This is a genomic window from Mesorhizobium sp. M0587, assembly GCF_040320945.1.
Classification (GTDB): domain Bacteria; phylum Pseudomonadota; class Alphaproteobacteria; order Rhizobiales; family Rhizobiaceae; genus Mesorhizobium.
Genome location: NZ_JAMYQP010000012.1, coordinates 56991 through 75882, shown reverse-complemented (window position 1 = coordinate 75882; position 18892 = coordinate 56991). Strand labels below are relative to the sequence as shown.

Below are 18892 nucleotides of genomic sequence, written 5' to 3'. Positions count from 1 at the left end.
GGGCGAAGAGACATCACAGGCGCCGGCGGGCGCCCCCGGCTCGCTACCTCCAGCCATCGTGGTGATGGGCGTCGCCGGCTGCGGCAAGTCCGCGGTCGGCGTTGCGCTGGCTGCGGCGCTGGGCGCGGTCTTCATAGAGGGCGACCGGCTGCACCCGCCCGAAAACGTCGCGCGCATGGCCAGCGGCGCGCCGCTGACCGATCAGTTGCGCGAAGGCTGGCTGGACGCGATCGGCGAGCGCATCGTGGCGTCGGTGGGGCAGGGGCAAGGCGTGGTTGCCGCCTGTTCGGCGCTGAAACGCGGCTATCGCGAGCGCTTGCGCGGCTTTTGCCGGGACATCGCCTTCCTCTATCTGGAAATCGATCCTGCCACGGCCAGCCAGCGCGTCGGCAATCGCAAGGGCCACTTCATGCCGGCAAGCCTTGTCGACAGCCAATTCGCCATCCTCGAGCCGCCGGCACAGGATGAGCGGGCGTTGACGCTCGACGCAAGGCTCCCGGTCGCCCAACTCGTCAGCGACGCGGGGCGGCTGCTGCGGCGCTTATGAGGCTTCACCACCAGTGGCCGGACCGGCACCCCGAAACTCGGTCAGCCGCTGGCGGCCGGACCACACCAGCAATTGCTCGGGATAAAGCTTCAGCGCCTCCAGCAACTGGTCGCGCTTGAGCAGGATGTAGCGCGACAGCAGCACCATGTTCTTGGCTCCGTCCGGGGCCATGCCCGCTTCAGTCACGCTCGTCGCCGGCAGCAGTTCGGGACTGACGACAGCGAGGTAGTTGCGGAAGGGAACCGTCTCGAAGGTCGACATCGCAAATAGGGCCGCCTTGCCCCTGGCCGCGAAATTCGCCGGCGCGGAAGCCAGATGGGTCCAGCCGCTCCCGCCTATCGCCACCTCCGCAAAGGTCGAACCGGCATGGATGGTGTTGGTCATCAGCACCACGCCGTTCTCTTTCAGGATCTTGCGGATGCGAATGGTGACCTGATAGGCGTCGTCGCGATCGAAGACGATGCGGCTCTTCAGATAGCGGTTCTCGACATCGACCATCGGCCTGTTCAGGAAACGCATGCCGAATGCCGTTTCGGAAACTCCGTGCGTGTTGACGCTCACCTGATGCGCGGCGATGCCAGCCTCGTGCAGAGCGCGCTTGCCGATGATGGTCTGGGCGGTGAACTGGTCGCACCAGATGATGGCTCCATGGCCCCTTTCCAGGGCTGACCGCAGCCCCTCGAACCCCTCCAGCCGGATCGTCGGCGCCCAGCGGCCGGCGGCTACGTGCGCGGCAAGCAGCAGATGGCGGCGATGGCGCGCCGCGAGCAGGGCCTCGAACAGCTTGCGCGCATCGATGCCGTCTCCGAGCACGGCGCGCGTGGCGGCGGCGTAACCCGAAAATTCCTTGAGCAGGTGGCGCTTCAGGCGGAACTTGGACACCCGATCGCAGATCGGAGCCCACCAGCGAACCGGCAGCGCCGCCGCTACGGCAAGATAGAAAACGGCAAGCGGGCCTTCGCGAAGATCCCGCTTCGAAAATCTGCGAAACCTGGCGGGGCGCACGACCTTGCGGCTAAAGAAGCGTACGCTCTCAGCCCGTTCCGGCACCAAGACATCGGCGATGATTTCGGTCTGGAAACTGGCCGCGGAGGGCGGCTTGCGGGCTTTTCGGGATTTCGCGAACCTCGACAGCCTCATGCATCCAGCTCTAGATCTGAGATGTCAATTCAACCGGGAAATCATCATTGTCGGCGTCGCGCATGGCGGCGAGGCTGCGGTTGTCCAGCACCTCGGCGATCGCCTGGCGCACCTCCAGCATCATGTGCCGGACCTGGCACGTCGCCTCGTCGCAATCCTCGCAGCGCTGATATTGTGTGCGGCTGGCGCAAGGGATGGGGGCCAGCGGCCCGTCGAGCACGCGCACGACGTGGCCGATCTTGATCTCGGAAGCCGGGCGGGCGAGGCGGTAACCGCCTTCCTTGCCCTTGCGGCTCTGGACAAAGCCCGCATTGCGCAGCTCCCCCAGGATGGCATCGAGGAATTTCTTGGGGATGTTGTTGGCGACCGCGATGTCGTTGACGAATGCCAATTGGCCAGCGGGAAGCCCGGAAAGATGCACGAGGGCCTTGAGGCCGTATTTGCCTTTTTTTGTCAGCATGCCCGAGTCAACCCATTAAAGCCCCAACCACCCGCATCTGGCGGCTGTTTGTGTGCAAATAATGACGGTTTGATCACGCGATGATATTTCGCGAAAACAAGCCACCAAATGGCACGTTAGGCACAAACGCGTTGATTCTTTGTAACGTTTTGCGCGTCGGGAGCCGGATTTCCTATGTCTGGCTGCAAGAACGAAGAAAACCGGCTCATTGCCGGCTTTCTGATCTGTTCATCGAACCGCGGAAAGCTTACCGGCTGCCATAGGTCTGGTCGAGCAGGCCGCCAGCGGCAAAATGCTCCTTCTGCACCTTGCCCCAGCCCCCGAACACGTTTTCCACCGTCAGCAGGCGGACCTCGGGGAAGTCGGCCTTGTACTTGGCGGCCACGGTCGCGTCACGCACCCGGTTGCCGTTCTGGGCGAGAATGTCCTGGCCTTCGGGGGTGTACAGGAAATCGAGATAGGTCTTGGCGAGTTCACGTGTGCCATGCTCGTCGGCGACCTTGTCGACGATTGCCACCGGGAATTCGGCGAGCAGACTGACCGAAGGTGTGACCTGCTCGAACTTGTCGCTGCCATACTCCTTGCGGATGCCGCGTGTTTCGGATTCGAAGGTGATCAGCACATCGCCGATCTCGCGCTGCACGAAGGTGGTGGTCGCGGCGCGCCCGCCGGTGTCGAAGATCGGCACGTTGTTGAACAGCTTGGTAATGAATTCCTTCACCTTGACGTCGTCGCCGTTGAACGCTTCCTTGGCGTAGGCGGTTGCCGCCAGGTAGGTATAGCGCGCATTGCCGGAGGTTTTAGGATTGGGGAAGATCACCTGCACGTCGTCACGCACGAGATCGTTCCAGTCCTTGATGTGCTTGGGATTGCCGGCGCGCACCAGGAAGGACGGCAGCGAATAGAAGGGCGAGGCGTTGTCAGGGAAATTCTTCTGCCATTCGGCGGAAACGAGACCCTTCTTGACCAGGAAGTCGATGTCGGTGACCTGGTTGAAGGTGACGACATCGGCGCCAAGGCCCTCGGCGATGGCGCGCGCCTGCGCCGAAGTGCCGGCATGCGACTGATCGACGGTTATGCCCGGGTGACCTGCGATGAAGGCCTTGTTGACCTGGGCGAACAGTTCACGGCCGACGTCGTAGGAGGCATTGAGCAATTTGTCGGCCGACCAGGCTTGGGAGGATGCGAGGAACAGGCCGGCGACGGTGGCAACGCCAAGGATAAATCGCTTCATGAAACAGGCTCCGATGCAATGCACTTTACCACTCAAGCATAGCCGTGCTGGATCGTGCCCGACGAGGCATGCACAGCGGCTCCACAATCCACCACGAGAAAAAATGTTGCCGAAGCGGCCGATTGTTAGGATTTTCTTCCACGCTGTTGGGCGCCTTGGCGGCGGCATCCGCGTGCACCACCGGTTCCAAGGCCATGTATAGGCAAAAGGATTGCATCGCGACGCTGCACGGCATATACAAATGGCATATACAAAGGAGTCGTTGCCATGTCCCAGCATAGTCATTCGACAACGCCACCGAAGGAAGCGAAGCTGTTCCGCAACAATCGAAGCCAGGCGGTGCGCATCCCTGTTGAGTTCGAGCTTCCCGGCGAAAAGGTCCTGATCAGCCGCGAAGGCGACCGCCTGATCATCGAGCCGGTTCGCAAACTCGGTCTCGCCGCGCTGCTCGCTCAATGGGCGAAAGAGCCGCCGCTTGGTCCTGAAGACGACTTCCCCGAGATCGATGACGCGCCGGTCAGATCCGAGGACATTTTTTGATGCGCTTCATGTTGGACACCAATATTATCAGCGACATGATCCGAAATCCCGCCGGCAAAGCCGCCAGCGCATTGGCACGCGAAGGCGAGGCTGCCGTGTGCACCAGCATCGTGGTGGCTTCGGAACTGCGATATGGCTGCGCAAGAACTGGATCTGCCAAGCTGCACAAGAAGATCGAGGAGTTGCTGGCCGAGATTCCGGTCCTGCCGCTCGATGTGCCTGTGGACGCCGAGTACGGCGCACTTCGCGCTGAACTGGAAGCTAGGGGCCAGACCATCGGCCACAATGATCTCTTTATTGCTGCCCATGCCTGCGCACTTGGCACTACGCTGGTGACCGCCAACACGAGTGAGTTCAACCGGATCAAGGGCCTTAAGGTCGAGAACTGGCTGGCGTAGCCTCGATCAAGCCGCCGGAAACAGCTTCCAGCGACCCGGGCGGAAGGCTACGCGGCTTTTCTGTGCCGCGGGGTGGCCGACGGGCAGTTCGATCTCGACCCGCTGGCGCTCGCCGCCGATCTCAAGCTCCACCCGCCGCGTGCCGGCGACGCGTCGGCTGGCGGCGACGGTCCCGGCGATGCAGCCGCTGCAGCCGTCCAGCAGTTCGACGTCGTGCGGGCGGAAGTAGAGCGTCGCATCGCCCGCAGGCGCATGTGGCGCCGACAGCCCGATCGGACGGTCGGAGAGCCAGATCTCGCCATTCTCGACCTTGACCGGAAGCGAGCTCGATTCACCGATGAAGCCGTAGACGAAAGGCGAGTTCGGCGTGTCATAGATGTCGTCGGCGGTGCCGACCTGCTCGATGCGGCCCTGGCTCATCACCACGACCCGGTCGGCAAGCTCCAGCGCCTCCTCCTGGTCGTGGGTGACGAAGACGGTGGTGTGGCCGGTCGCGTCGTGGATTTCGCGAAGCCAGCGGCGCAATTCCCGTCGCACCTGCGCGTCCAGCGCGCCGAACGGCTCGTCGAGAAGCAGCACCTTGGGTTCGATCGCCATGGCACGCGCCAGCGCCACGCGCTGACGCTGGCCGCCGGAGAGCTGCGCCGGATAGCGCTTTTCCAACCCTGTAAGCTGGACGAGATCGAGAAGCTCGGAGGCGCGGCGGCGGATTTCCTGCGTCGGCGGGCGAGACGGCCCATGCCGGACCTTGAGGCCGAAGCCGATATTGTCGGCCACCGTCATGTGCCGGAACAGCGCATAATGCTGGAAGACGAAGCCGACATTGCGCTCCTGGATCGACTTTTGCGAGGCGTCCTCGTCGCCGAAGAAGATCTTTCCGCGCGTCGGCCGTTCCAGCCCGGCGATCAGCCTGAGCAGCGTCGTCTTGCCGGAGCCGGAAGGGCCCAGCAACGCGATCAACTCGCCCGACTTGATGTCGAGCGACACGTCATGGAGCGCCGGAAACCGCTCGAACTCCTTGCGCACGTTGGTAACGCGAACTTCCATTTACAGAACCTTTTGTAGTCGATGCATGTCGTTGCCCCAAAAACCGCTATACAATCTTGGGCGACATGCTCTTCTTTGTTTCATGCATATGCATGCATGTCGTTGTCCCAAACCCGGCCCCCCTGGGCGACATGCATCTAATGCCCACGTGTCGCGGCGAGTTCGGCGCCGTAGCGCATTTCAAGCAGTGTCTTCAAGACCAGTGTGACGAGCGCCAACCCGGCCAGCAAGGAAGCGACGGCAAAGGCGCCGACAGCGTTATACTCGTTATAGAGGATTTCGACATGCAGCGGCATGGTGTTGGTCAGCCCGCGTATGTGACCCGAAACGACCGACACCGCACCGAATTCGCCCATGGCGCGTGCATTGCACAGGAGCACGCCGTAGAGCAGGCCCCATTTGACGTTGGGCAGCGTAACATACCGGAAGGTCTGCCAACCATTGGCGCCGAGAGAAAGGGCGGCCTCCTCGTCGCCATTGCCCTGTTCCTGCATCAGCGGGATCAATTCGCGGGCGACGAAGGGGAAGGTGACGAAAACGGTCGCCAGCACGATGCCCGGCACGGCGAAGAGAATGACGATGCCATGCGCCTTCAACCAGGCGCCGAGCAGCCCCTGGGCGCCGAACAGGAGCACGTAGACCAGTCCCGATATAACGGGCGAGACCGAAAAGGGCAGGTCGATCAACGTCGTCAGGAACGCCTTGCCCTTGAACTCGAATTTTGCGATCGCCCAGGCGGCCGAGATGCCGAAGACGACGTTGAGCGGCACCGAGATGGCCGCCACGAGCAGCGTCAGCCTAATCGCGGAGCGCGTGTCGGGATTGCTGAGCGCCTCGGTATAGGCGCCGACGCCCTTGGCGAAGGCCTCATTGAAGACGACGATCAGCGGCAAGACCAGGAAGATGCCGAGGAAAGCGAAGGCGATGGCCATCAGCACGGCTCGCGCCGGGCGGCTTTCGGTCACGGCCGCCGACTGGCTCTCATGATACGGCTCGTAGGATTTGATCTCCGGGTCAGCCATAGCGCTTGCGGCTCCACGTCTGCACGAGATTGACGACCAGCAGCATCAGGAACGACAAAGCGAGCATGATCGCCGCGATCGCGGTCGCTGCCGGATAATTGTATTCCTCAAGGCGGATGACGATCAGAAGCGGAGCTATCTCGGATTTGTACGGCAGGTTGCCGGCAATGAAGATGACTGAGCCGTATTCGCCGACGCCTCGGGCGAAAGCCAAGGCGAAGCCGGTGATGATGGCGGGCGCCAGACCCGGAAACAGCACGCGGGTGATGATCTGGAAACGGCTGGCGCCAAGCGTTGCCGCGGCCTCCTCCACTTCCTTGTCGATCTCTTCCATGATCGGTTGCACGGTGCGCACGACAAAGGGCAGGCCGATGAAGACGAGCGCTATGACGATACCGAGCGGCGTGTAGGCGACCTTGAGGCCGAGCGGCATCAGCAGTTTGCCGATCCAGCCATTCGGTGCGTAGAGCGTGGTCAGCGCGATGCCGGCAACCGCCGTCGGCAGCGCGAATGGCAGGTCGACCATGGCATCGACGATACGGCGGCCGGGAAAGCGGTAGCGCACCAACACCCAGGCAACGAGGGTGCCGAAGACGACGTTGACGATAGCCGCGATGAAAGCGGTGCCGAAGCTGATTTCCAGGGAGTTGATGGTGCGCCGATCGGTGGCAATCGCCCAGAAGTCGGTCCAGCCGAGAGCGGCCGAACGCCAGATCAGCCCGGACAGCGGAATGAGGATGATGAGGGTGAGGTAGGCAAGCGAGAAGCCGAGCGTCAATCCGAAACCCGGAATGACACTCGGCTGCCTGAACCGCCACCCCGCCTGCGCGGGTGCTGTGGTCATAGAACTCTGGATCGTCCCTTCTTACTCAAACCAGCTTGCCCCGCGTAATGGCTCCGGGCGTTTCACGGAAGAGGCCCGACTGGGCGTCTTCCGCTCTACGGCGCCTTATTGGGGCTTGTAGATCTGGTCGAATATACCACCGTCACCGAAATGATAAGGCTGTGCTTTCTTCCAGCCGCCAAATTGCGGGTCGTCGATGGTCACAAGCTTGATCGGCGGTAGCTTGGCGAGATCCTCCGGGGGCACAAGGTCGGGCTTGGCAGGACGATAGTGGTTCTTGGCGATGATCGTCTGCGCTTCCTTGGAATAGAGCCAGCTCAGATAGGCTTCGGCGATTTTCCGCGTGCCCTTGGCATCGACATTGGCGTCGACCACCGCCACCGGCGGTTCGGCCAGGATCGAGGTCGGCGGATAGACGATGTCGAAATTGTCGGCACCGAACTCGTCGAGCGCCAGATAGGCCTCGTTTTCCCAGGCAATCAGCACATCGCCGAGGCCCTTTTGCGCGAAGGTCACGGTCGAGCCGCGCGCGCCGGTGTCGAGCACCGGGGCGTTGGCGTAGAGTTTGCCGACGAATTCCTTGGTCTTGGCTTCGTCGCCGCCATCATTGGCGTTGGCGTAGGCCCAGGCGGCGAGATAGTTCCAGCGCGCGCCACCGGAGGTCTTGGGATTGGGCGTGATCACCTGGACGCCGTCCTTGACCAGATCGCTCCAGTCATGGATGCCCTTGGGGTTGCCCTTGCGGACGAGGAAGATGATCGTCGATGTGTAAGGTGCTGAATTGTTTTCGAATTTGGTGCGCCAGTCGGGATTGATCTTTTTCGACTTCGAGACGATTGCGTTGATGTCGCCTTCGAGCGCCAGCGTTACGACATCGGCGTCGAGGCCGTCGATCACGGCCCGCGCCTGGGCGCCCGATCCGCCATGCGACTGCTGGATGGTCACCGTCTCGCCAGTCTCGGCCTTCCAATGTGCCGCGAAGGCCTCGTCATAGGCCTTGTAGAGTTCGCGTGTCGGATCGTAGGACACGTTGAGTATCGTCGTGTCGGCAAACGCGAAACCGAGCGTGCCGAACTGGACAGATGTGGCGACCAGTGCGCCGAGCAGTTTCCGGAAATGAGGTTTGGTCATTTCTGCCTCCGTTGAACCCGCGCCAAATCTACCGAATTGGTAGAATTTAGATGCATTGAATGTTGCATTTTTTGCCAGCTAGGAGAAAATATTCGACGAAATCCCGCTGCGAAAAGAAATTTCTTCCTCATGCCCTGAAGCCGGGCTCTGCTGCTGTCTCACCGCCGCTATGTAGGAACGGGCCGCGCCTCGGCAATGGCGTGCGGAGAATGTGATTGCCACGCGGTCCTGGCAGCGGCGCGTCAGCCGGCGGTCACCGGGAAATCGAAGCGCCGGTTCGCGAACGGCTCGTGCTCCAGCGTAAAATGCCACCACTCGCGCGCATAGTTCTTGAAATCCCCGGCGCGCATGGCATCGACAAGCAGCTTGCGGTTCGCCGCCGCGTTGCCGGGAAGTGGGCGGCGCGCCGTTTCGCTCGTCGGGTCGAAGCAGTCGAAGCCAGTGCCGAAATCAAGCGTGCCGACATCGACAGCGCCGCAGGTGTGGAGGGCGTCGGCATCTGCAGGGAGCGGGATTGCCGTGACAAGAGTTGTTGCTGCCAACGCTGAGGCTAGCGACAATCGAGGACCGCGCGAAACAGGCATTGGGGAATATCCTGCCGTCCGACCTTGTGGAAAAGCCAATTCCGTGAATCGCTTGCAGCCGTCTATTCGACGAACACCTTCACACTCGCCGCTCGTCCGGCTGCGTCAATGACCGTCAATGTCGAGTAACCAGCGCCATCCGGCTGCCAGGTCGCGGTACGGCGACGGTCAATCCCGGTGAGCGGTTTGCCGTTGGCCAGCCAGCGGAACGGAGCGCGGCCGCCTTGCAGTTTGAGCACCAGCGGCGAGGCGTCGGCGGAACTGGTGCCGAGATCGACACGGGCGCCGTCAGGCGGAAAGATGATGGTCGGCGCGGGTTCGGCAGGCGTCGCCTGCACCAGGCCGTCCGAACCGGCGCCGAAGCGGGTGAGCGTCACCGGCAGTTCGTTGCGTTTGGGACTGAAGACGCCGGGCGGCTTGCCCGGCAGCGGCACCGTGACCAGGCCGGAGCGGACAAAGCCCTCGAACAGGATCGGAGCGGCCGAGACATAACCGGACAGGCCTGGCACCGCGCCGGCATCGGGACGACCGACCCAGACACCGAGCACATAGCGGCCGTCGAAGCCGACCGACCACGCATCGCGGTAGCCGTAGGACGTGCCGGTCTTGTAGGCGATGCCGCGCTGAATGGCGCCTTCCGGCGGCTTGACGCCCGACAATATGTCGATGATCTGCCAGTTCGCCTGATTGTCGAGGATGGTGGCGGTGGTGCGCTCGGCATTCGCCTGCTCGGTGCCGTCATGCAGCGTGTGCGTCTTGCCGCCATTGGCGAGCCCCGTATAGAGCTGGACGAGGTCGCGCAACGTCACGCCGACGCCGCCGAGGCCGATGGCGAGGCCCGGTGCCTCGTTGACCGGCAGGACGGGATTCACACCTGCCTGGCGGAAGCGCGCCGTCAGCCGCGCCGGGCCGACTGCGTCGAGCACGCGGATCGCCGGTACGTTGAGCGATAATTGCAGCGCCTGGCGGATGCTGACATCGCCCTGATAGCCCATGTCGAAGTTTTTCGGCCGGTAGCCGCCGAAATCGACCGGGCTGTCCTCGATCAGCATCTCCTGCGCCACCAGCCCCTGTTCAAAGGCGAGGCCGTAGATGAAGGGCTTCAGCGTCGAACCGGGCGAACGCACGACCTTGGTCATGTCGATCCAGCCGGAACGGCTGGCGTCGAAGAAATTGGCCGAGCCGACTTCGCCGAGGATGTCGCCGGTGCGGGAGTCGGCCAGCACCATGGCGACGGAGAGGCGGGGTCCAAGCTTGGTTGCGGCGTCCCTCGCCACCTGTTCCAGCCCTTGCTGGACGCTCTTGCGGATCGTCAGTTGCAAGGGCTGGCCGGGAACGGCCTTGGGCAGCATCGCATAGGCGGCATGCGCGGCAAGCGCCGGCAAGGTGCGGCGCAGACCAGAGACGTCGTCGAGTGCCGCGCGGGCCGCCTCACGCTCACCGATCAGGCCCGCCGAGACCATACGGGTCAGCACCCGGTCGCGGGCGGCGTGGGCGATCCCGAGATTGCGGTCGGGCCGGCGCTTCTCCGGCAGTTGCGGCAAGGCAACGAGGAGGGCGGCCTCGGAAACGGTGAGCCGCTTCGGCTCCTTGCCGAAATAGGCAAGCGAGGCGGCGCGCACGCCCTCGAGGTTGCCGCCATAAGGTGCCAGCGTCAGGTAGCGTTCGAGAATCTCGCTTTTGGACAGCCGCCGCTCGATCTGGATGGCGCGCAGCATCTGCTTGATCTTGGAACCGAGGCTGCGGCTTTCGCGCGGTTCGATCAGCCGGGCGAGCTGCATCGACAGCGTCGAGCCGCCGGAAACGATGTGACCGCTGGTAGCGAACTGGCCGGCGGCGCGGGCCAGCGCCAGCACGTCGACGCCCTCATGGTCCCAGAAGCGCTTGTCCTCATAGGTGACCAGCATGTCGACGAACTGCTTGTCGACCTGGTCGAGCCGGGTTTTCAGCCGCCAGTATCCGTCCGGCGTGGCGAAGGCGCGCAGCAGCTGGCCGTCGCGGTCCTGGACTTCCGTCGAGACGGTGAGTTCGGCAGGCAAGGGCGGCGGGAAAGCGCGGTCGAGTTGCCAGAGAGAGGCAGCGGAAATGGCGGCAACGGCCACCAAGGAGATTCCAGCGATAGCCGCGCGGCGCAGGAGTTTTCTTGTGGGCATGGCGCCGCCCCTCATCCGCCTGCCGCAGCTGCTGCGCAGCAGCTGCGGAGGACGGGCAGGGCAATGAGGGGCAGCGCAAACCTCACGTTCATATCCGTCAAGACGCCTTACGGCGCCTTGACCTCCATCATGCCGGTGGCGGTGCGGGCGGAATATTGCGGCCGGTACATGTCCTCCACCGTTGCCGCCGGATGGGCATAGGTGCCCGGTGTCACGGCTCGCACGACATAGGCGAGCGTGATGTTGCGGTCGCCATCGCCGTCATTGGGATTGAAGGCCGCGACGAAACGGTCATCGCGGAATTCGAGATGGGCGGCATCGGTCTGCGCCAGCCAGGAGAAGTTCGACAATTGCGCGCTGGAGACCAGGCCCGGATTGTCGATCTCGAAGCCCGCCGGCAAGAGGTCGGTGACCAGCAGGCGGGACGGCCATTTGTTCTGCTCGTAGATCTTGAGCACGACGACATAGCGTTCGTTCTGCGTCGCCTCGGTGACGTTGGCCTCGGTGCCATCGAGCTTGTAATAGGTGCGGCCGATGGTGAAGCCGTCGCCGCCGGCCGGCAACGGCTGGACCGGCGACGCCACCGTGGTGACGACGGCCTGCAGCGGCGTCTTGCCGGTGTTGGCGATGGCCAGTGGGCTGGCGGCGAGTTCACTGCCACTGACCCGGTTGGAATAGCCGCCGGAATGCGGCGCGCCATTGACGGAAAGCGTGATCGAATCATTGCCTTCCTTCAGTGCACGAGCCGCCAGCAGCATCCAGGATTCATCCTGGGTGCTGGTCCAGCGGGCTTCGGCGCGTTCCCTGGTCACCAGCTTGATCAGCTCCGGCGCGATCGTCGGCACCGGCTTCGATTCCGCTGCCAGCGCCAGCATCGCCGCGCCATCACGCAGCCGCGAGCCGTAGTCGGAGCGGTAGTAGTCGTATTCGGTGCTCGACTTCGCAAGCTGCAACGCCGTCTTGAACGTCGCTTCCGAGCGCTGGGTGTCGCCGTAGAGCGCAAGGCTGGCGGCAAGCTGGGCAACGGCCATCGGGCTCGAGAAGGCCTCGAGCTGGGTGTCCGCATAATAACGCAGATCACCGATCGAGGCCTTCTTGTTGCGGGCCAGGACGTAGAGCGCATAGGCGATCTCGCTGCCGCGATCCTGAACGTCCTGGTCGTAGCCGAGGGAGTTCTGCAAATTGCCCAGCGCCTGGTTCATGGCCAGGCTGGGCACGTCGTATTTCTGCTCGCGCGCCCTGGTCAGGAAGTCGGTGACATAGGCGTCGAGCCACAAATCGCCGGAACCCGGGCCCCACAGGCCGAAGCTGCCGGCCGAGGCCTGGTAGCTGAGCACCTTGTAGATGGCGTCCTGAACGCGGCCATGCAGGTCTGGATCGCTCTCCATGCCGACACCCGATGCCATCTCGTTGACGTAGAGAAGCGGCATGGCGCGGCTGGTGGTCTGCTCGGCGCAACCATAGGGGTAACGATCGAGCGTCATCAGGAGCGACGGCACGTCGAAAGCTGCCGTCTGCGAAACGCCGACACTGACGGAGGCGCCGTCAAGCAGGCTTGCCGCAAGCAGCTCCTTGTCGACGCGCAGCGCGCCGCCATCGCCCTTGAGGTCGACCACCAGGCGGGTGGTGACCGGCAACTGCGCTGGACGGACCGGCACATAGAGCGTCTGCTCGACCTTGGTGCCGTCGGCATGGGCGAGCTTGATGGTGAGCGAGGCATTGCCCGCCGTCTGTGCGATCAGCGGCACGGTCAGCGTCTGCCGCTTGCCCTGGGCGAGCGTCAGCTTCTGGGGCAGGGGCTTGTCACCCGTCGACAGGTCGCCCGTCGTTTCGATCGACAGTGCATAGTCCCCGGCCGGGCCGTCGGTGTCGGCGATGTCGAGCCGCATGACGGCGGCGTCGCCCGGCGCAAGGAAGCGCGGCAGGCCGGCGGTGATCACCACGGGATCGCGCACGATCACATCGGACTGGGCGTGGCCGACCGCGTCCTTGGTCCAGGCGACAGCCATGACGCGCACGGTGCCGTTGAACTGTGGAATGTCGAAGTCGATCCGCGCCTTGCCGTCGGCGTCGAGCTGGACGGTACCGGAGAAGAAGGCGACCAGCTTTTCGGTCGGCGGGCTGCCTTGCGTCTGCATGTTGGCACCGTCACCGCCGGTCCTGAGCTTGCCGGCGGTACCCAGCGAGCCGTCGATCAGGCGGCCGTAGAGGTCGCGGATTTCCATGCCCAGCATGCGCTGGCCGAAGAACCAGTTCTCGGGGTCCGGCACCTTGTAGTTGGTCAGATTGAGGATGCCGACGTCGACTGCGGCGACCATGACATAGGCGTTGCTGCCCGGCTGCACGCCGGCGACGGCAACCGGGATCGACAGCTGCTGGCGCGGCAGAGTCTTGTCCGGCGGCGCCAGCATGACGGCGAGCTTCTTCGAGCCCGGATCGACCTTTAGCCATTTCACGCCGATGGCGCGGGCCGGCATGCGCGTTTCCTGCGCATCGCCGGGCCGGAACAGGGTTGCCGTGACATAGGCACCGGCGCCCCAATCGTCGCCGACCGGAATGTCGATGGTGCTGCCGCCGGCCGGCACTGACGCGGTGACGGTCTTCAACAACTTGTCGGAACCGATATTGATCAGAAGTTCGCCGGCAAAATGCGGCGAGACCTTGAGCTTGGCCACTTCGCCAGCGGCATAGTTGTCCTTGTCGAGAGCGATCTCGAGGCCGTCAGGCGTCTCGGTGGTCGTGGAAGAGACATACCAACCGCCATCGAACTCGTAGCTGGTCGCGGGCCCTTCGGGGTCCGACGTTTCGACCTCGAGCCGGTAGCGGCCCCAGTCGACCGGGATCGACACCGTCGCCTCGCCATCGGCACTGAGATCGACCTGGCCGTTGGCGACCGATTTGGTGAAGGTCACCGGCTCGTAGTTCCACGAATTGTTGGAACGGTACCACTGGTAATTGCGCTCGACCTTGACCAGCGACCACTGCGCGCCTTTCAGCGCCTCGCGCTTGCCGTCGGGGTCGACGGCGATCAGGCTGAACTTCGCCGTGCCGCCCTGAGGCACCTCATCGTCGGCGAAATCAGGCCGGATGCCGATCATGTGGCCTTGCGGGCGGATGCCGATGTTGAGCGAGCGCTCGATGGCGCGGCCGCCGGTCTCGCGCATGCGCACCGTCACCTTCGCGTCGACCAGCTTCGTGGTCGACGGCAGTTGCTCGACGGAGATCGGGAAGGTCGCCTTGCCGTCATCGCCGACCACCGGCAGATCGGCGAGCGGAGTGACCGTGGGCTCCGCCGACTGTTCGTCGGCGAGCCCGAAGGAATAGGCCGGGAAACGGTCCCAGGCACGGGCGGTCGACAGCGTCAGCTCGCCTTCCAGCGCCAGGCCCGCCGCCGGCGCGCCATAGAGGAAGCGGCCGTCGATGTTGATATTGGCGGTTTCGCCCTGCGCGATCTCCTGCTTGTCGGCCTTCATGTCGAATTCGATGCGATCCGGCACGAAGTCCTCGACGAGGAACATCTGGCTGGCGACCTCCGGCTGCTTGGGATCGGTGTAGATCGACACCGACCACGTGCCGCGCATGGCATTGGCTTGGAGCGGCAGGTCGACGGCATGGCCGCCGGCCGAGGCGCCGTCGCTGACGATGCGGCGGTCCTCGACGCCGTCGGGACGCGAGAAGATGAAGGTCAGCGGCAGGTTCTCGACCGCCTTGGCGGCACCGTCGCGGGCAAGAGCCGCGACGTGAACGTCCTCGCCGGCTCGGTAGATGCCGCGCTCCGTCCAGGCATAAACGTCGAGTGCGCCGGGCGCCGCACGACCGGTGACGCCGCGGTCGGACAGGTCGAAGCCGGCCCGGGCCATGTCGAGGAAGACGAAATCATTGTCGCCCTGCTTGGCCATCAGCACCGCCGGAATCATGCCGCCGTCACCGCGGGTCAGGCCGGGATTGAAAACGGCGTGACCGTCGGCGTCCGAGGTCGCGGTACCGAGAACCTCGTTGTTCCTGGCGACCAGCGTCAGTTCGGCGCCGGCTATCGGCTTGGCGCTGCCCAGCGAACGGGCAAAGACGTTAAGCCCGTCCTGGCCGGTATAGGTCGACAGGCCGATGTCGGAGACGACGAACCATTGCGTGGCGATCGAACTGTCGTCGTCGCTCTTGTCGCTGACGGCCTGGGCGGTCAGCACATAAACGCCGGGCTTGCGCTGCGGCAGCGCTTCGTCGACCGGGAACGAGGTGGTGACCTCCTTGTTGAGGTCGCCGGCGATGTCGAGCTGACCTTGCCAGACCGGCTCGCCCATCTGCTCGGAAATATTGGAGATGTCATAGCTGTCGAGCTGGTGCAGGAATTGGTAGCCCGACAGGAGCTGGGCCAGCGAACGGTCGCCGATGCGGTAGAGCTTCATTTCCGCGGCGTTCATATTGACGGTGACGACAGGGATGCCGCGGCGCGCGCCGGCCGGCAGCACGAAGCTGTCGCCGGTGAAGCGGGCTGAAGGCGCCCGGTCCTGCACATAGATCGACAGCGCCACGGGGGCGGCGGTCACTTCGCCGATGGCGGCCGGCAGGCCGGCGCGGAAGGTGACGTCATAATGCTGGCCATGTTCGAGGCCTTCGACGCAGATCTGCCTGTCCTTGGCCTCGACGCCCTTGGGTGGCGCGTTGTCCACGGTGACGAACTGCGCATAGTCGACTCCGGTCTTGACCAGTTCCTCGGAGAATTGCGCGCAAATGCGTGGCGCGCTGGTGTCGGCATCAAGGGAGTGATCGATGACGCGGAAGCCCTTGCGGGCCTTGAGGTCGGAATAGTCGGCCTGGACCGCTGGCGAAGGCACCAGGGCAAGGCTGGCCTCATAGGCCTGCAGGGCCGAGCGGTAGAGATCGCGCTTGTCGAGGCCGTTGCCGAGCAGCGCCAGCACTTCGGCCCGCGTCTTGGTGGTGCGCAGCAGCTTGTAGGCGTTGAAAGCCGCCGATGTGCCGTTTGCCGGCAAAGTCGACGCATCGGATGTATTGGCGGCGGGCTGCACGGCCAGCGTCTCGCGCGCCAGGTTGAGCCAGAGCTGGCCGTCATCGGGCATCACCGAAACGGCGGCTTCGTATCTGTGCATGGCGGAGCGATGATCGCCGGTGAGCACCGCCTGCTCGGCGGCGTTCACCAGGGCGGCCATGCCTTCGGTCGGCTTGTCATAGGCCGGGCCAAGCAGCCTGTCGCGGTATTGCTGGGCCTGGTCGGCCATCCAGTTGGGGAAGAAGGCAAGTTCCGGCGGCGCGCCGATATCGGGATCGCCGTCGATGTTGACGACCTTGCCGGCGACGGCGCCGCTGAAAGCCTTCAGCTGGTTATAGTCGGATTTGAGAAAGCACCATTTGGCCTTGGTATTGTAGGTGAAGGCGCGGCAGGCCGGATCACCGAGGCAGGTGGTCTTGCACTGGTCGAGCGTGACGTTCTGATCGGACCTGAGGTCGAAGCCGAAATAGTCGAAATTGTCGGTCGTTGCGATTCTTCGCGCCTCGGCCGCTTGCGCCACCGTGCCCCAGGCAAAGAAGAGAAGGATCAGGATAGACAGACCACGAGCCGTGCGCATTGCCATAATACCCCTCCAGACAAGTGCAAACGTCCCGGCATGATCAAGCTTCGGTCAGGCTTGTCAACACAAGGACGCGGCAGGGTTCCGCCTGCCAACGGTTTCCTTTCCGGCCGATGGCCGGTAGTACCTCCATAGGACAGGGGATCACGCTTTCTTGCGGCGACGCAAAAGGTGTGAATTCCAAGCCCGCCCTATTTCAGACAATTGGATTGTGGCCCCTTTACGAGCGCTTCAGAACTTCATTCCAATTTTAGTTTTGTATCGTAGGTTGTGTTAATGCCGGCGTATGAAGAGCAGATGTCAGGAGGGACCGTGCCAGGGCGGGTGCTTCCGCGCGCCCTGCTCTTGGCCATCATCTGCTCGACAGCGCTTGTCGCCGAATCGAAGCCGGCGGCCGCGTTCGAGATTTTCGGCATCAAACTATGGGGATCATCCAGCGACGAGGACGCCGACATCGTCGATCCCCTGCGCTATGCCGTGACCATCCAGGCACCCGATGCCGACAAGGATCTCGTCAAGAAGCTCGAGAATGCTTCGGCGCTGAAGAGCGACGAGGACCATCCGGTGTCCGGTTCGCTCGGGCTGATGGCCAAGGCGCGCGGCGATCGTGAACAGCTTGTCGCGGCCCTTTACGCGGATGCCCGCTATGAAGGCATCGTCACCATCGCCATCGACGGTAAACCGCTCGACGAGCTGCCGCCGGATGCCGAATTCAAGGGTCCGCAACCGGTCCCGGTGGTCATAAACATAGCCGCCGGCCCCAAATTCACTCTCGGCAACATCAGGCTGGAGGGGGATGCGGCGGGGTTGATGAGCGCCGATTACGGCTTGATCGCCGGCGGCGACGCCGGATCTGGCGCGGTGCTCAAGGCCGAGGCGCTGATCGTGCGGACGCTGAAAGAGCAAGGTAGGCCGCTGGCCGAGGTGACGGGCCGGCAGGTCGTCGCCGACCATGCCACCTCGACGCTCGACGTGACGCTGACGGTCGCCGCCGGGCCGGTCGCCGGCTATGGCGCCACCACGGTGGAAGGCACCGAGAAGGTCGATCGCGACTTCATCGAATATATGACCGGATTGAAGCGCGGCCGGCAATATTCTCCGCAGGAGATCGACGATGCGCGCGACAGGTTGCTGGCGCTCGAGGTCTTCAACAGCGTGACGTTCAAGGAAGCAGACAGGTTGGACGCCGACGGCAACATTCCGATCGGCGTCCAGGTCAGCGAGCGCAAGCCGCGCTATTTCGGGCTTGGCGGCACCTTCTCGAACACCGAGGGCCTCGGCCTGGAAGGCTATTGGGGCCACCGCAATCTGTTCGGCCGGGCCGAGAAGCTGCGCATCGACGGCGCTATCAGCGGCATCGGCAGCAACGATCTCTCGGAGCTGAACTACAATGCGGGCGTCATGTTCGAAAAGCCTGGCGTGATCGGGCCCGCATCGAAGTTCTTCGCTAGAGTGAACACAGTGCTCGAACACCCGGACGCCTACGACCACTTTTCGGTCAAGGGCAGCACCGGCCTGTCCTATGAACTGACCAAGAAGCAGACGGTTTCGGCGGAAGTCGCGCTCGACTATTCGCGGATCCATGACGCCTTCGGCAAGCACAAATATCTAATCGCCAGCATTCCGCTGCAATATGTCTACGACAACCGCGACAACAGGCTGAACCCGACCAGGGGTTTCAGGGTGCTGGCCTATGCCGAGCCCAGCTACGATATTTTGAGCGGTGCGGCCTTCCTCAAGCTGAGGGGCGAGGGATCGGCCTATCAGTCGCTGGATACCGCGTCGAAATTCGTTCTGGCCGAACGCGTCGCCCTCGGCTCGATCGTCGGCACCGGGCTTCAAAACGTTCCGGCCGACCGGCGTTTCTATTCCGGTGGCGGCGGCTCGGTGCGCGGTTATGCCTATCAAGGCATTGGCCCAAAGGATTTCACCGGCCAGCCGATCGGCGGCCTGTCTTTCTTCGAAACGTCGGTGGAAATGCGCATCGCCGTCACCGACACGATTGGCATCGTGCCGTTCGTCGATGCCGGAACGGTGTCGACCAAGTCGTTCCCCAACTTCTCCGACATTAAGGTCGGCGCCGGTGTCGGCTTGCGCTATATTACGCCGTTCGGGCCGCTGCGGATCGACGCCGCCGTGCCGCTCAACCCCGATCCCGGTGATCCGCATTTCGGCATTTATGCCGGCATTGGCCAAGCGTTCTGACG

At 63.6% G+C, this 18892-nt stretch carries 14 protein-coding genes; 4 read left to right on the top strand and 10 right to left on the bottom strand.

Translation table 11 applies throughout. The features are described from left to right. The first annotated feature begins 64 nt into the window (after positions 1 to 64). Positions 65 to 547, top strand: a complete 483-nt coding sequence (locus NKI49_RS13770; RefSeq protein WP_502899500.1) for a gluconokinase — start codon at positions 65 to 67, stop codon at positions 545 to 547. On the opposite strand, the gene NKI49_RS13765 is transcribed toward NKI49_RS13770, so the two are convergent. The 3 genes from NKI49_RS13765 to NKI49_RS13755 form a co-directional block, all read right to left on the bottom strand. Next, positions 542 to 1687 (bottom strand): hypothetical protein, encoded by a 1146-nt coding sequence (locus tag NKI49_RS13765; protein ID WP_352600734.1) that lies wholly within the window; start codon positions 1685 to 1687, stop codon positions 542 to 544. The two genes, NKI49_RS13770 and NKI49_RS13765, sit on opposite strands and share 6 nt — an antisense overlap. A gap of 10 nt (positions 1688 to 1697) precedes the next feature. Next, positions 1698 to 2147 carry an RrF2 family transcriptional regulator gene (locus NKI49_RS13760; protein ID WP_013530871.1) on the bottom strand — a complete coding sequence of 150 codons (450 nt, stop codon included), beginning with the start codon at positions 2145 to 2147 and terminating at the stop codon, positions 1698 to 1700. Positions 2148 to 2394: 247 nt separating this feature from the next. Further along, positions 2395 to 3381, bottom strand: a complete 987-nt coding sequence (locus NKI49_RS13755) for a sulfate ABC transporter substrate-binding protein (protein ID WP_352600736.1) — start codon at positions 3379 to 3381, stop codon at positions 2395 to 2397. Between the two features lie 267 nt (positions 3382 to 3648). On the opposite strand from NKI49_RS13755, the gene NKI49_RS13750 reads away from it, so the two are divergent. Continuing rightward, positions 3649 to 3921 carry an antitoxin gene (locus NKI49_RS13750; RefSeq protein WP_352600738.1) on the top strand — a complete coding sequence of 91 codons (273 nt, stop codon included), beginning with the start codon at positions 3649 to 3651 and terminating at the stop codon, positions 3919 to 3921. Then, on the top strand, positions 3921 to 4319 hold the full coding sequence (locus NKI49_RS13745) for a type II toxin-antitoxin system VapC family toxin (RefSeq protein ID WP_352600876.1): 399 nt from the start codon (positions 3921 to 3923) through the stop codon (positions 4317 to 4319). The genes NKI49_RS13750 and NKI49_RS13745 overlap by 1 nt, the downstream gene beginning before the upstream one ends. Positions 4320 to 4325: 6 nt before the next feature. On the opposite strand, the gene NKI49_RS13740 is transcribed toward NKI49_RS13745, so the two are convergent. From NKI49_RS13740 to NKI49_RS13710, 7 genes are all read right to left on the bottom strand, one after another. Continuing rightward, complete coding sequence (locus NKI49_RS13740; protein ID WP_352600740.1) at positions 4326 to 5366, bottom strand: sulfate/molybdate ABC transporter ATP-binding protein; 1041 nt, start codon at positions 5364 to 5366, stop codon at positions 4326 to 4328. A 137-nt stretch (positions 5367 to 5503) separates the two neighbouring features. Beyond that, positions 5504 to 6388 carry a sulfate ABC transporter permease subunit CysW gene (gene cysW, locus NKI49_RS13735; RefSeq protein WP_352600742.1) on the bottom strand — a complete coding sequence of 295 codons (885 nt, stop codon included), beginning with the start codon at positions 6386 to 6388 and terminating at the stop codon, positions 5504 to 5506. Then, positions 6381 to 7232: a sulfate ABC transporter permease subunit CysT gene (gene cysT, locus NKI49_RS13730; RefSeq protein WP_352600744.1), complete on the bottom strand. Its 852-nt coding sequence runs from the start codon at positions 7230 to 7232 to the stop codon at positions 6381 to 6383. The genes cysW and cysT overlap by 8 nt, the downstream gene beginning before the upstream one ends. 105 nt (positions 7233 to 7337) lie before the next feature. After that, positions 7338 to 8363 (bottom strand): sulfate ABC transporter substrate-binding protein, encoded by a 1026-nt coding sequence (locus NKI49_RS13725; protein ID WP_352600746.1) that lies wholly within the window; start codon positions 8361 to 8363, stop codon positions 7338 to 7340. Positions 8364 to 8605: 242 nt separating this feature from the next. Next, positions 8606 to 8947 (bottom strand): M15 family metallopeptidase, encoded by a 342-nt coding sequence (locus tag NKI49_RS13720; protein ID WP_352695650.1) that lies wholly within the window; start codon positions 8945 to 8947, stop codon positions 8606 to 8608. Positions 8948 to 9009: 62 nt separating this feature from the next. Next, entirely contained in the window at positions 9010 to 11100 is a 2091-nt protein-coding gene (gene pbpC / locus NKI49_RS13715) for a penicillin-binding protein 1C (RefSeq protein WP_352600750.1), read from the bottom strand. Between the two features lie 107 nt (positions 11101 to 11207). After that, positions 11208 to 16688 carry an alpha-2-macroglobulin family protein gene (locus NKI49_RS13710; RefSeq protein ID WP_352600752.1) on the bottom strand — a complete coding sequence of 1827 codons (5481 nt, stop codon included), beginning with the start codon at positions 16686 to 16688 and terminating at the stop codon, positions 11208 to 11210. A 273-nt stretch (positions 16689 to 16961) separates the two neighbouring features. Between NKI49_RS13710 and NKI49_RS13705 the strand changes: the two genes are divergently transcribed. After that, positions 16962 to 18890: an autotransporter assembly complex protein TamA gene (locus NKI49_RS13705; RefSeq protein ID WP_352600755.1), complete on the top strand. Its 1929-nt coding sequence runs from the start codon at positions 16962 to 16964 to the stop codon at positions 18888 to 18890. The last annotated feature ends 2 nt before the right edge of the window (positions 18891 to 18892 follow it).

What these genes read in the sequence shown, in the direction of transcription:
- NKI49_RS13760 (WP_013530871.1), bottom strand. Translation starts at nt 2,147, where the DNA reads ATGCTGACAAAAAAAGGCAAATACGGCCTCAAGGCCCTCGTGCATCTT.
- NKI49_RS13770 (WP_502899500.1), top strand. Translation starts at nt 65, where the DNA reads ATGGGCGTCGCCGGCTGCGGCAAGTCCGCGGTCGGCGTTGCGCTGGCT.
- cysT (WP_352600744.1), bottom strand. Translation starts at nt 7,232, where the DNA reads ATGACCACAGCACCCGCGCAGGCGGGGTGGCGGTTCAGGCAGCCGAGT.
- NKI49_RS13755 (WP_352600736.1), bottom strand. Translation starts at nt 3,381, where the DNA reads ATGAAGCGATTTATCCTTGGCGTTGCCACCGTCGCCGGCCTGTTCCTC.
- NKI49_RS13740 (WP_352600740.1), bottom strand. Translation starts at nt 5,366, where the DNA reads ATGGAAGTTCGCGTTACCAACGTGCGCAAGGAGTTCGAGCGGTTTCCG.
- NKI49_RS13725 (WP_352600746.1), bottom strand. Translation starts at nt 8,363, where the DNA reads ATGACCAAACCTCATTTCCGGAAACTGCTCGGCGCACTGGTCGCCACA.
- NKI49_RS13765 (WP_352600734.1), bottom strand. Translation starts at nt 1,687, where the DNA reads ATGAGGCTGTCGAGGTTCGCGAAATCCCGAAAAGCCCGCAAGCCGCCC.
- cysW (WP_352600742.1), bottom strand. Translation starts at nt 6,388, where the DNA reads ATGGCTGACCCGGAGATCAAATCCTACGAGCCGTATCATGAGAGCCAG.
- NKI49_RS13710 (WP_352600752.1), bottom strand. Translation starts at nt 16,688, where the DNA reads ATGGCAATGCGCACGGCTCGTGGTCTGTCTATCCTGATCCTTCTCTTC.
- pbpC (WP_352600750.1), bottom strand. Translation starts at nt 11,100, where the DNA reads ATGCCCACAAGAAAACTCCTGCGCCGCGCGGCTATCGCTGGAATCTCC.
- NKI49_RS13720 (WP_352695650.1), bottom strand. Translation starts at nt 8,947, where the DNA reads ATGCCTGTTTCGCGCGGTCCTCGATTGTCGCTAGCCTCAGCGTTGGCA.
- NKI49_RS13750 (WP_352600738.1), top strand. Translation starts at nt 3,649, where the DNA reads ATGTCCCAGCATAGTCATTCGACAACGCCACCGAAGGAAGCGAAGCTG.
- NKI49_RS13745 (WP_352600876.1), top strand. Translation starts at nt 3,921, where the DNA reads ATGCGCTTCATGTTGGACACCAATATTATCAGCGACATGATCCGAAAT.
- NKI49_RS13705 (WP_352600755.1), top strand. Translation starts at nt 16,962, where the DNA reads ATGCCGGCGTATGAAGAGCAGATGTCAGGAGGGACCGTGCCAGGGCGG.